Annotated in this window: 11 protein-coding genes and 1 tRNA gene; 1 reads left to right on the top strand and 11 read right to left on the bottom strand. The window is 40.0% G+C overall.

Annotated elements, in window-relative coordinates; genetic code table 11:
• Positions 1 to 2: 2 nt before the first annotated feature.
• The 7 genes from B7700_RS04985 to B7700_RS04955 form a co-directional block, all read right to left on the bottom strand.
• On the bottom strand, positions 3 to 896 hold the full coding sequence (locus B7700_RS04985; RefSeq protein WP_077804691.1) for an ABC transporter permease: 894 nt from the start codon (positions 894 to 896) through the stop codon (positions 3 to 5).
• Between the two features lie 11 nt (positions 897 to 907).
• Complete coding sequence (locus tag B7700_RS04980) at positions 908 to 1,885, bottom strand: ABC transporter substrate-binding protein (protein WP_084887498.1); 978 nt, start codon at positions 1,883 to 1,885, stop codon at positions 908 to 910.
• A gap of 452 nt (positions 1,886 to 2,337) precedes the next feature.
• Entirely contained in the window at positions 2,338 to 3,264 is a 927-nt protein-coding gene (locus tag B7700_RS04975) for an ATP-binding cassette domain-containing protein (protein WP_084887495.1), read from the bottom strand.
• A gap of 10 nt (positions 3,265 to 3,274) precedes the next feature.
• Entirely contained in the window at positions 3,275 to 4,342 is a 1,068-nt protein-coding gene (locus tag B7700_RS04970) for an ABC transporter ATP-binding protein (protein ID WP_000159550.1), read from the bottom strand.
• Positions 4,343 to 4,350: 8 nt separating this feature from the next.
• Positions 4,351 to 5,277, bottom strand: a complete 927-nt coding sequence (gene oppC, locus B7700_RS04965; RefSeq protein WP_084887493.1) for an oligopeptide ABC transporter permease OppC — start codon at positions 5,275 to 5,277, stop codon at positions 4,351 to 4,353.
• Positions 5,277 to 6,773 carry an ABC transporter permease gene (locus tag B7700_RS04960; protein ID WP_000759915.1) on the bottom strand — a complete coding sequence of 499 codons (1,497 nt, stop codon included), beginning with the start codon at positions 6,771 to 6,773 and terminating at the stop codon, positions 5,277 to 5,279. Before B7700_RS04960 ends, oppC begins: the two co-directional genes overlap by 1 nt.
• A gap of 66 nt (positions 6,774 to 6,839) precedes the next feature.
• Entirely contained in the window at positions 6,840 to 8,819 is a 1,980-nt protein-coding gene (locus tag B7700_RS04955) for a peptide ABC transporter substrate-binding protein (protein WP_084887490.1), read from the bottom strand.
• Between the two features lie 157 nt (positions 8,820 to 8,976).
• Between B7700_RS04955 and B7700_RS04950 the strand changes: the two genes are divergently transcribed.
• Positions 8,977 to 9,047 (top strand) — tRNA-Cys (locus tag B7700_RS04950).
• A gap of 299 nt (positions 9,048 to 9,346) precedes the next feature.
• Here the strand turns inward: B7700_RS04950 and B7700_RS04940 are convergent.
• The 4 genes from B7700_RS04940 to murA form a co-directional block, all read right to left on the bottom strand.
• Positions 9,347 to 10,678: a hemolysin family protein gene (locus B7700_RS04940; protein WP_084887486.1), complete on the bottom strand. Its 1,332-nt coding sequence runs from the start codon at positions 10,676 to 10,678 to the stop codon at positions 9,347 to 9,349.
• A gap of 154 nt (positions 10,679 to 10,832) precedes the next feature.
• A complete protein-coding gene (gene endA / locus B7700_RS04935) occupies positions 10,833 to 11,657 on the bottom strand; it encodes a DNA-entry nuclease EndA (RefSeq protein ID WP_084887484.1) in 825 nt (274 codons plus the stop codon).
• A 38-nt stretch (positions 11,658 to 11,695) separates the two neighbouring features.
• The gene (locus tag B7700_RS04930; RefSeq protein WP_025169706.1) at positions 11,696 to 11,884 is read right to left on the bottom strand and encodes a DNA-directed RNA polymerase subunit beta; all 189 of its coding nucleotides are present in this window, start codon (positions 11,882 to 11,884) and stop codon (positions 11,696 to 11,698) included.
• The gene (gene murA / locus B7700_RS04925) at positions 11,877 to 13,160 is read right to left on the bottom strand and encodes a UDP-N-acetylglucosamine 1-carboxyvinyltransferase (protein WP_084887482.1); all 1,284 of its coding nucleotides are present in this window, start codon (positions 13,158 to 13,160) and stop codon (positions 11,877 to 11,879) included. The genes B7700_RS04930 and murA overlap by 8 nt, the downstream gene beginning before the upstream one ends.
• Positions 13,161 to 13,175: the final 15 nt, after the last annotated feature.

The following is a 13,175-nucleotide window of genomic DNA, read 5'->3' as shown; positions in this document are numbered from 1 at the left end:
TCCTATTCATTTCTCAATTTCAGACCACGAATCTTTAATCTCTTTTGCAATTCTGGTGCAAATAAAACTAAAGCGAGCAAGATTGCATTAAAGAGACGTACCAAGTTTTGATCTAGATTTGGAATTTCATAGATATTTAAAATAATCAAACGATAAACAATAGCACCAATTCCGATGGATAACAAGCGGCTTCCAATGGTCAAGTCGTGTATCAAAACTTCTGCAATAATAACTGCACTCAAACCAACAACGATAGTTCCTGTCCCAGAAGTCACATCTGAAAATCCATCATTTTGGGCAAATAAGGAACCACATAGGGCAATCAAACCGTTTGAAATCATGTAACCAACAATCTTCATGGTGTCTACATTGACCCCATTTGCCTCACTCATCGGAATATTGTCCCCAGTCGAACGCAAGACAAGGCCAATCTCCGTTTTCATCAAAAGAGTCAAGACTAGACAAACAAGTAATAGACAGACTAAACTAAGTGAGAAAACAGCTTCTTCATTTGTCAGCCCCAAGCTCGCCAACTGTTTAAAGACAGTTGAAGAATCTCCCAAGGAAAGATTGGGCACACTTCCCATGATTTTAATATTGATGGAATAAAGCCCTGTCAAGGTCACAATTCCTGTCAAGAGAGCTGGGATTTTCATCTTGGTGTGGAGCATTCCTGATACAAGACCTGCTACCATACCTGCCAGCAAAGCAAGTAAAGTCGCAATCCAAGGATTTGTCCCTGCCTGTATCTGAGATACGACGACAGCCGCCCCCAGTGGAAAGGCTCCTTCAGCAGTCATATCCGCAATATCCAAAATACGGAAAGTCAAGTAGACCCCAATCGCCATAATCGACCACAACAAACCTTCTGATAAACTAGATAACACAAAATTCATCTTAAACCTCCTTATTCCTTGCCTTCTAACTTACTAATATCAATTCCCAATGCATCTGCCATTTCTTGATTGGTATGCAATTCCAGTTTTTCAGGCAACTCAACTGCTATATTTTCTGGCTTCTCTCCTTTTAAAACACGAATCAGCATGCGAGCTGTCTGTCTTCCCAATTCTTCATAATTGGTTCCGTAGTTATACAAGCCACCAACAGCAATCATTTCTGTTGAACCACCAAATACTGGAACCTTGTGTTTAATAGAAACCTGCTTGACTGTTTCCATGGTTGACGAAATGATATTATCCGTTGGGACAAAAACCATATCCACCTCTGCCATCAAGCTTTCTGCTGCAGCCTTGACGTTGTTACTGTCCAAGATTGTTTTTTCAACAACGGTAAAGCCTTTTTCTTCCAAAAGGCGCTTAGCTTCATCCTTTTGGACAACCGAATTGGGCTCACTCTGAGTATAAAGAATTCCAATTGTTTTAGCTTTTGGCAACACTTTCTTTATCAAATTGATTTGGGTTGAAATGGCATCTGATGACTGATCGCTTGTCCCAGTTACATTGCCCCCAGGATGCTCTCTTGACCCAACTAGCTTGGCACTGACAGGATCTGTTACAGCTGAAAAGATAACCGGTGTCGTTTGCGTTGTATTAGCCAAGCTCTGAGCAGAAGGCGTTGCGATGGCTAGAACGACATCACTAGATTCTGCTAGTTGCTGGGAAATCGTTTTTAGATTTCGTTGTTCTCCTTGTGCATTTTGCAAATCAATCTCGATATTTTTCCCTTCAACATAGCCTTGCTTGGCCAGCTCATCCACAAAACCTTCTCTAGTAGCGTCTAAGGACTGGTGGGTAATAAATTGCGAAATACCGATACGAAACACATCTTTTTTCTTATCTGCCTTCAACTGATGCAAACTGATCAGAGAGGTCAAGAGAATTCCCACTACCAAGAGGGGTGCTAGTAATTTTCGAACAACTTTCATAATGAAACTCCTTCTCAGAAAAGATAAAACAAAAAACCGCCTAGATACTATCTAAACGGATGCTTGAAATAATCTAACAAGTTACAACTTAGCTAGTCCATTTAGATATTCATCTATATGGACCACAATCAAAAATCTTAGCCACATAGATACAAACAAATTGCTTGAACTGTTTGCATCCATGGTGACATGTCTACAAACACTATCTAAAGTAGCTAAAGTAAAAGTTTTGATTCATCGTTGCAGCTTGTTTCTTATTCATTTCTTTTTCTGCTTTCTTTTTTGATGTTTCCTATCTTACCACCTTTTTCATCACCTGTCAAGAATATTTCAGAATTTTTTAAAATTTTTCGAAAATTCTTTCAAGCTGTTTTCAAAGTTTTTTAAATCAGTCCAACAAAAAAAGGTTTATAATTTCCACAAAAGTTGACATGGAAATTATAAAACCATTATTAGTTTAATCCTTTTTGGTAACGTGCCAATTCGGCTTGGTTAGCCCAAACATAGTGACCTGGACGGATTTCAACCATCGACGGCTTATCAGTCTCATAGTCGTGTTGACTTGGGTCGTAAACCTTCAAGACCTTCTTACGTTCCAAGATTGGGTCTGGGATTGGTACCGCTGAAAGTAAGGCTTGAGTATATGGGTGAATTGGATTGTTAAACAATTCTTCTGTTTCTGCAACCTCTACAATAACACCCTTGTAAATAACCGCGATACGATCTGAAATAAAGCGAACAACCGACAAGTCATGGGCGATAAAGAGATAAGTCAAACCAAGTTCTTTTTGGAATTTTTTGAGCAAGTTCAAGACTTGGGCACGTACAGAAACGTCCAAGGCCGAAATTGGCTCATCTGCAATAACAAAGTCTGGTTGCATGACCAAGGCACGGGCGATACCGATACGTTGACGTTGACCACCTGAAAACTCATGAGGGTAACGAGTCAAGTGCTCAGCAAGAAGACCCACTTCACGGATAATATTTTGAACTTTCTCTTTACGTTCTTCTTCATCCTTAAACAAACGGTGATTGTAAAGACCTTCAGAAATAATATAATCAACAGTCGCACGTTCATTCAAACTTGCGGCAGGGTCTTGGAAAATCATCTGGATACGACGAATCAATTCCGCAGCTTGTTCACGCGATTTCTTACCATTAATCTTTTGACCATCAAAAATAATATTCCCATTACTTGTATCATTAAGACCGATGATGGCACGACCAATAGTTGTTTTCCCACTACCTGACTCACCTACAAGCGAGAAAGTTTCTCCCTTGTTGATAAAGAAGTTAGCATTTTTAACTGCGACAAACTTCTTACTTCCTTCACCGAAGGAAATTTCTAAATCTTTGATTTCTACTAATTTTTCAGACATTTCCTTCCTCCTAGTCAGCCAGATGGGCAAATCCCATTTTTTCACGAATCTTATCATGGAGATTTGCAATCACAGCTGGTTTTTCTACTTTCGGAGCATCCTCATGAAGTAGCCAAGTTTTAGCCCAATGTGTCTCTGATACTGAGAATTGAGGAGCTTTTTGTTCGAAGTCAATCTGCATTGCATAGTCAGAACGCAAGGCAAAGGCATCCCCTTTCAGGTCAGTATAAAGTGACGGAGGTGTTCCTGGGATTGAGTAAAGATCCCCTTTATCATCAGCAAGCTGAGGCAAGCTAGACAAGAGACTCCATGTATATGGATGGCGAGGGTCATAGAAGACTTCCTCAACAGTTCCATACTCAACAATTTCTCCTGCATACATAACCGCTACCTTATCCGCAATACTTGCTACCACACCAAGGTCGTGAGTGATAAAGATTGTTGTGAAATGGTACTCGTTTTGTAAAGATTTTAGCAAATCAATAATCTGTGCTTGGATAGTCACATCCAAGGCAGTCGTTGGCTCATCACAGATCAAGACATCAGGTCGGCAGGCAAGGGCAATAGCAATAACGATACGTTGACGCATTCCTCCAGAATATTGGAATGGGTATTCATCAAAACGTCTATCTGCATCTGGAATCCCAACCTTATTCATGTAGTCAATGGCCAATTCTTTCGCTTCTTTAGCTGTTTTTCCTTGGTGTTTTACAATAACTTCTGTAATCTGACTACCAATTGTTTTAATTGGGTCCAAACTAGTCATTGGATCTTGGAAGATAGTCGCAATCTTAGCACCACGAATTTGTTCCCAATCCTTGTGAGAAGATAAAGCTGTCAAATCTTGACCACGGTAGTCAATGCTACCTTGGGCAATGCGACCATTTTCTTCAAGCATACCTGTGAAAGTCTTTGTCAAAACAGATTTTCCTGATCCTGACTCACCTACCAAGGCTAATACTTCTCCTTCAACTAGTTCAAGGGAAACGCCGCGAATGGCTGTCAATACTTTGTCACGAACGTCAAATTCCACGACAATATCGCGAGCAGTCAAAATTACATTTTTTTCTTTTGTCATTTCTACTCCTATCTATGTGTACGTGGATCACTAGCATCCGCTAAGTTTTGACCAACTACGAAAAGGGACAAGGATACCAAGACAAGAGTTGTCAATGGAATCCAGAACAAGTAAGCATTAGTTGTTACGTTTTGTGAATAATCTGAAATCAAACGACCCAAACTTGGCACGGTAATTGGTAATCCAAGACCGAAGAATGACAAGAAGGCTTCGTATGAGATAAAGCTTGGAAGCATTTGAGTCATGGTTGTCACAATAACAGATACCAATTGAGGCATGATATTTTTGGCAACAATCTTCAAGGTTGGTGTTCCCAGAGTACGTGACGCCAAGTTGTATTCCAAGTCACGATAACGCAAGATTTGCACACGGATCATGAAGGCAATCCCAATCCATGTCGTCACACTCATGGCAAAAATCAGATTCCAGAATCCAGCTCCGATTGAGTAAGTCAAGACAATGACAATCAAAAGAGATGGGATGTTTGAGATGATGTTATAAACTTCCATCATCACGCGGTCAACTGATTTTGAAATTCCCCAAATACCACCGACAAAAACACCGATAACCAAGTTAATTACTGTCGCAATCACAGAAATGAGGATAGAGTTACGAGCTCCGAACCAGACACCGTCAAAAAGAGATTTACCGTTACTGTCTGTACCGAACCAATGCTCAGCATTTGGCTTGATATAACGAGCACTAAAGTCGTTTACCTTGCTGACATCATTGAAATCAAACTTAGAAAACATTGGGTAGATGAAACTCATCAAAATGATAGCTACCAAGATTCCCAACATGACTACAGTTGATTTCTTCTTCATAAATTGTCTAAACACTGAACCCCAGTATGAATAAGCTGGCGCATCAATAGCTTCAGAGGCAAAATCGTCACGTTTTACAAACTGAAATTTTTCTTTATCGATTGTAGACATTATTTGCCTCCTTTCTCAGTCAATTTAATACGTGGGTCAATAATCGTCATCCAAATATCTCCCAAAAGAAGTGAGAAGATAGAAATACATGTAAAGATGAAGACAAGACCAACGACCATAGAGTTATTAGATGCTTTTACAGAGTCAATCAACATTTTACCCATACCTGGGAAGGCGAAGACTGTTTCAGTAAGGGTTGCACCACCGATAACCCCGATAACAGCACCAGGAATTCCTGAAACTAGCGGAACCATGGCATTTTTAAAGATGTGTTTGTTTGAAATTTCTTTTTCAGACAAACCTTTTGCACGAGCAAAACGAACAAAGTCCTGTGATTGCAAGTCAATCATGTAACGACGAATCCAAATAGCTGTACCAGGAGCACCCAATAAACCAAGGATAACTGCTGGTAAAACATACGAACGCCAATCTCCAGCACCCAAAATAGGGAATGAATCTGGAAGACCAATTGATGATCCAATCAAACGAACAATGTAAACCAAAGCAATGGTTGGAAGGGCCATCAAGAAGGTCAAAAACCCTGTTGAGAAGCTATCAATCCAAGTATTCTTGAAGCGAGCCATAGCTGAACCAAGTGGCACGGCAATCGCATAAGAAATCACCAAACCGATCAATCCAACAACAGCAGAGCTGGCAATCATTGAAGGATATTGGTAGTTACTTTCTGTAGCTGTATAAGGATCATCTTTTCCGTAGTTTGCTACTTCACGAGAATCAGCCTGACTAGGTGATTTATAGGTTCTTGAGTAAATATTTACAGAAGAAGTTTTCTTACCTGTTGGGAACTGAACTTGAGATGTTTTTGTTTGTCCTTGTCCTTGAGTAATAACCTGTAAAACAGGGCTATTAGCATAGGTTGGATAAGAGTCACCTAAATTGATGTTCACAAAGTTTTGATGCACAAATGGGAACTGACTGTTGAAGTACAAGAGATATTTGTGTTTAGTACCTGAACCGACCAATGACCATCCGATAGCTGGATCGTTTTCAAAACGAAGATAACGTTTCAAGTCTGGATTTTCAGGGTCTTGAATTTTATTTGTATGGTCAATATCAATCAAGTTAGCATAGAAGTGAAAAACACGTTCAAAAATTGGGATTTCACGAGTAGCGTAGAATTGACCACTTTCAGTAAATTCTCCCAAGGTCCAACCATGACCGATTTGTTTGATGTATTTTTCGTAGATAGCCTTGTTGGTGTCATTAGCTTCAACGGTTACAGAGGCATCCATCTGGCTAGCTTTTTCTTGCAACTCTTTGGTATCGTAGTACTCGATATAGCCCATACGCTCATAAACAGTATTTTCATAGTTATCACGTTTATCAGCAGTTGTTGCAATCTTGTTATAGTTGGTATCCTGTTTGAAAATCAATTTTCGAGGAACCATTGTATAGATAATCGTGTAAGTCAAGGTTGTTACTAAGAAGATAGAAACCAATGACCGCAAGACACGCATAAAAATATATTTCTTCATATCGTTTCCTTTTAAAATCCCAAAAGAACCTTCTCCTCATGGAGAGAAAGTTCCCTTGAGAGTTATTTATTTAACGTGTTTAGTCAATTCTTTTTGAACTTTTTCGTTTGATTCTTTTTTCTCTTTGAGCCATTTCTCACGAGCTTGTTCATAATCAGCCTTTGTTACAACCTTATTTTGTAACTGAATATATTTGAAGTAGAGATTTGAACCTTTGTCTCCAGATTGGCTATAAGAAGCTGAGAATGGTACAACACGAGAAATGAATGGTGCAGCACCAGTAGAAGACATAGCTGGTAAGAAGAGTGAGCTGTCTGTCAACCAAGCTTGAGCAGCAGCATATTTTTCATAACGTTTGTTAAGATCACTTGTTTCTTTTCCAGCTTCATCGAGCAATTTATCGTAATCTTTCACACCAACTTTTGCTGCAGCTGCATTTGATGGATCATCATAACCCATATAAGTTTTCGTTTGCTCACTATTAGTTGATTTAAGGATATCAAGATAAGTTGATGGATCTTCATAGTCTGGATTCCATCCAACCGCACCTGAAAGATCCCAATCCTCAGCCGCCGCATTAGCAGCATAATAAGTCGCATTAAAGAATTCATCTTTAGAAATTTGTTGAATGTCGATGACAACATTTTCTTCACCTAAAACTTTTTCAACTGATTGTTTGAATGACTGAATACGTGCGATAAAGTTTTTAGACGTTTGGTCTACTGGAACATCCAAGTGGATAGGGAATTTCACACCTTCTGCTTCCAAAGCAGTTTTAGCTTTAGCAAATTCTGCTTTAGCTTTATCAGCATTAAAGAGACCGTCTTGACCATCGGCAAAGTTTACATTTTTCCACTCGTCTCCATAAGTCGTAACTTTTTCAGCAACCAAGTCACCGAAAGTTTTTTCACCTGCAGTCACAAAGTCTGGTTTCACAAATAAATTACGAACTGCGAGAGGAGCACCTTCTTTACCGTTAACTTGAGCAGAATAACCTGTACGGTCAAAGGCAAAGTTCAAGGCTTGGCGGAAGTCTTTGTTAAGAAGAGCTTTCTTAGTAGATGTTTTCTCTTCATCTGTCGTTTTAGATGTATATTTGTAATTTTGTCGATCAATATTTACACCTAAACCTCCAATACCAGCTCCTGACGGAGTGTAGAAAATATTATCCTTGTATGACTCCTCTACCTTTGAGAAGTTTGAACTTGTTGGGTAAAGACGAGCAAAACTATAAGCTCCACTTGTAAAGTTACGCTCAAGTGATTCTTGGTCCGAACCATCAAAATATGCAAGTGTTGCTGTATCTAAATGAACATTCTCTTTATCCCAGTACTGCTCGTTCTTAGCAAATTCGATAGAAGATTTAGCAGTCAAACCTTTGAGCAAGAAAGGTCCATTATATAGCAATGATGTAGGATCTGTCGCTTTAGCAAAATCAGAGCCTTTTGACTTTTCAAATTCTTCGTTTAATGGCCAGAAAATTGAATAAACCATCTTAGAGTTCCAGTAAGGTTCTGGTTGGTTCAAAGTATACTCAAGAGTATAGTCATCAACCGCTTTAACACCTACTGTAGAGAAATCTTTTGAATTCCCAGCCAAATAATCAGATAAACCTTTAACAGAAGTTTCAGCTAGATATAGAGCTTCTGATTTCTTATCTGCCGCATGTTTCAATCCATTCACGAAGTCTTTAGCAGTCACTTCGGCATATTCTTCACCATCGGATGTCATCCATTTGACACCTTTACGAATTTTGTAGGTATAAGTCAATCCATCTTTTGATACAGACCAGTCTTCTGCAACCGCAGGAGTCAAATTCCCGTATTTATCATTTGTGAAGAGGCCATCGATCCCGTTTGAAGTAGCCACTTTCGTACTCTCTTTTCCAGAAATAATATAATCTAATGTTTCTGGATCAGCCGAATAGACATAGCCGTAGGTCTTTGGAGCTGTCGAATCAGATGATTTTGAATTCCCACAAGCCACTAACACACCCGTCGCAAACAAAGCAATTCCTGCTGCAATAAATACTCTACTTTTTTTCATTTCTTTACTCCTCTTATAAAGTATAGGTTATCATCAATTATATCATAGATTTCAAGAAAAGTAAACGAATTTTCAGAATATTTAGGCTTATTCATACAAAAAATCTGAAAAAAGTATTGACTGAGAATGATTTTCAAGGTATAATAATAAACGTTAAGGCGGTATAGCCAAGTGGTAAGGCACGGCTCTGCAAAAGCTTGATCGTCGGTTCAAATCCGTCTACCGCCTTCTATAACTTGATTTATCAGGTTCCATTTAAACAAAAAGCCCAGTTTAAAGGGCTTTTTTCTTTTTCTTCTAATGGATACATATAACTTACAAAAATTTTTGGAGCAAATTTGGGACAGACTTCTTTTTAGGAGACAATTTTTTGATACTCAATGAAAATCAAAGAGCAAACTAGGAAACTAGCCACAGGCTGTACTTGCGTACGGCAAGGCGACGTTGACGCGGTTTGAATTTGATTTTCGAAGAGTATGAAATCAACTGAAAAAGCTTCGTCACGCCTGGTGACAAAAGCCTCTAGTTTACTCTGTTTCTTCTTCTATTTCAACTTCGGTAATTTGGACTTTTACCTTGGTAACACGTCCATTTTTCACCTTATCATTGGTTAGGATAAGCTGTTTGTTTTGGCTGACCAATTCATAACTGAGTTTCTCAGTCGTTGGAATGGTCCCAACTCCTGTCAAATAGTAACCAGCGATGGTATCAACGTCATCACTTGCTAGTTCGACATCAAAGTAGTCATTAAAATCATTGAGATTCATGGTACCTTGAACAATATAAGTATCTTCTCCGATTTGATGAACTTCGATTTCAGCCTTATCTGTTTCGTCATCGATTTCCCCAACGATTTCCTCTAAGAGGTCTTCAAGTGTCACCAAACCAGCCATACCACCGTATTCATCCAGCAAGATTGCCATTTGTCTTTGGGTATTGCGCAATTCTTTTAACAAGTCATCCACAAAAATAGTTTCAGGAACAAAAAGTGGATCTTGTAAGATTTTCTTCCAAACAATATTGTCAAAACCGTCCACAAAGCCCGCATTAAGGAGACTCTTGGTGTGAATGATTCCAATCACGTTATCCTTGTCCCCATCATAGACAGGGATACGAGAATAATTTTGTTTTAAAATACTTTGGATGATGGTTTGACTATCATCCTGAATATCCACCATGAAGGCATCAGTTCGAGGAACCATGACTTCTCTGGCCATTAATTCGTCCAGGGAAAAAATCCCTTGTAACATCTCAATTTCGTCAGCATCTAGTGTTTCTTCACTATTTGTCAACATGTACTCAATTTCATCACGAGTCATTTTTTCGTCAGCATCGTCAAAGGTCATAGGAGTCAAGCGACTCAAGAGATTGGTAGATGCAGATAAGAGCCAAACAAAGGGACTAACTAGTTTCCCAAGTCCAATGATAACTGGCGCTGTACGAATCGCCAAGGCATCCTTTAGATTAAGAGCAATTCTCTTAGGATACAATTCCCCAAAAACGATGGAAATATAAGTCAAAAATGCTAAAGATAGAAAACTTGCAACGGCATAAGCTGTTTCGCTATTTCCAAGCCAAGAAGCAATCTCTTGTCCCAGAGTTTCTGCCAAACTCGCCCCTGATAAGATCGTAATCAGGGTAATCCCTACTTGAATGGTTGATAAAAAGTGGTTAGGATTTTCTAGTACCCTCAGCAGACGAATATAGCGTCTATCTCCTTCTTCTGCCTTTTGTTCAACCCGCGCACGATTTAGTGACACCATGGCCATTTCTGTGGCTGAGAAAAAGGCATTTAACACCGTCAAGATAAACAATAAAACAAATTGTAGCAACAAATTCTGACTACTTGGGTCTTCCATAGTTCTTCTCCTAAAATAGTATCTTATCCACTATTATATCACAAAATATAGTCCAGTAAATATTATTTTTTCTCAGTGTCTATTCTAGTTCTACTTAAATTGTCCAAAAAAGAACCCCTATATCCACAAGTGACATAGGAGTTTATGTTATCTTTTACTGAGTAACAGTCACTTCTCCAGTTCGGTAATCCAGTTGAAGTCCCTTTTGAACATTGGGAACTAGAACATTGAATTCCAATTCTCCGTCTGAAGACTTGGCTTCAATCTGTGAAGCTGAAGGAACTAAATCCTCGTTTGAAGCATAATAAAGAGTTACACGATAACGGACACGCTTGTTTTTATCCAAGGCCTTACGTACCATGCTTTCATAGTAGTTTTGACCAGTCGAATCCTCGGCTTGAGCCTGATTTGCCCAGGCTGTTTGAACAGCAATGTTTTTAGGATTGCTTGTCGAGGCATCAAAACCATCCAAGCCACCGATTAAGGCATAGCCTAACAAGTGACCTCTATCAACCGCATGGGTATAAGTACCCTTTAGATTCTTAACCTGATACCAGCCTGGAGGAGTCCATGAAGTCGAACCATTCCCAGTTTCTTCACGATTCTTGTACTGGCGAGTAGCCTTGGACAAGAGGGCATTTGCTACGGTTGGCACTGTTTCCTTGCCCACTGTCTTTGTTTTATTATCAGCGTAGGGCTTACTTGAAACCTTGGCATCTAGATTTGTTTTATTGCCATTGACGATAAAAGCACCTGAGCCATTCCACTCCAGACTCCCTTTTATTTGGCTTTTGACTGCATCTGTTAAGACACTTTCTGCCAATGCTTGACTAGGAGCTTCAGAAGCTTGTTTTTTCTGACTAACCTTTGTTTTAGGACTATTAGCTGTCGACTGCATCTGCTTGATATAATAGCTTCCCGCAGATAAAAGCAATAACACTAGCAGTCCGATCAGTGTCTGTCTTGTTTTTTTATCCATTTTTCTCCTTATCTCTAGAAAAAGACTGGTTCTCCAGCCTAATTTCCTGTAAATTTATGAATTAATTCCTGCCATTTTGCTGGAGACAGGATAGCCCATGGATCTTGACCCTTGCCCAAGATTCCATAACCGACCATTAAACCAATTCCTAGGGCTAAAACACCTAAAATCAGTACTATGATGACTAAAAGTAAACGCTTGACTACGTAGCTTGATTTCTTATTCATCTTCATCACTTGCCTCAATCCGCTGAATCTTAGCACCTAGCTGCGCCAACTTCTCATGGAAACGGTAATAACCTCTATCCAAGTGAACCAATTTACCAACAACGGTTTCTCCTTGCGCTACCAAACCTGTCAAAATTAAGGCAGCACTGGCACGAAGGTCAGTTGAAAGAACTTCTGCCCCCTGCAAAGGTTGACCACCAACAATACGAGCTGTATCACGGATAATCTCAGAGTGCAAGCCCATGCGACGCATTTCTTCTAGATGTTGGAAACGATTTTCGAATACCGTCTCCACCATAGTTGATTCCCCTTTTGCGACGGTCATCAAGGCTGTAAATTGAGCCTGCATATCTGTTGGAAAACCTGGGTGGGGCAAGGTTTTCACATGAACAGCTTTTAAATTTTCTAGTTGAGAGCGAACTCGAATTCCTTCAGTCTCCTCTGTCACTTCCACTCCCATTTCAAGCAATTTGGCAATCAAGGGACGGTTGTGCTCCCAAACAGCGTCTTTAATCAAGACATCACCACCAGTCATGGCAGCAGCTACCATAAAGGTTCCTGCTTCGATACGGTCTTGGACTACATTGTGAGTCGTACCATGAAGTTTGTCAACACCGGTAATGGTAATGGTCTCTGTACCAGCACCCTTAACCTTAGCTCCCATTTCATTGAGGAGAATGGCCAGGTCAACAATCTCAGGCTCACGCGCAGCATTTTCAATCACTGTCACCCCATCAGCTAGGGTTGCTGCCATCATCAAGTTCTGCGTAGCACCAACACTTGGGAAGTCCATGTAAATATGAGCTCCATGTAAGCGATCAGCCTTGGCTTCGATATAACCAGCTGTCTGACTAATCTTAGCCCCCATAGCTTCTAGACCTTTCAAATGAAGATCAATAGGACGGCTACCAATCGTACAACCACCTGGCATGGATACCTTGGCATGACCTACACGGGCAAGAATTGGTCCCAAGACAACGATAGATGCACGCATCTTGCTGACATACTTGTAAGGAGCTTCCTCAGTGATATCGCCAGTCGCGTCCACCTCGACAAGATGAGCCTCCTCATCAAAATCCACCTTGGCATTCAAACCACGAACCACCTGATTCATAGTGAAAACATCTGACAAGATAGGAACATTCTGCAAGACGGTCTTTCCTTCACTTGCTAGAATAGTCGCTGCCAACAAGGGCAAGACTGCATTCTTTGCTCCTTCGATCGTAACACTTCCTACCAGACGATTATCGCCACCTTGAACCACAATTTTTTCCATACTTATTTCCTTTAC

The sequence above is a fragment of the Streptococcus mitis genome, from assembly GCF_002096755.1.
GTDB lineage: Bacteria > Bacillota > Bacilli > Lactobacillales > Streptococcaceae > Streptococcus > Streptococcus mitis_AC.
Note: the sequence above shows the minus strand (reverse complement) of the source record. Positions and strands in the feature narration are given on the sequence as shown.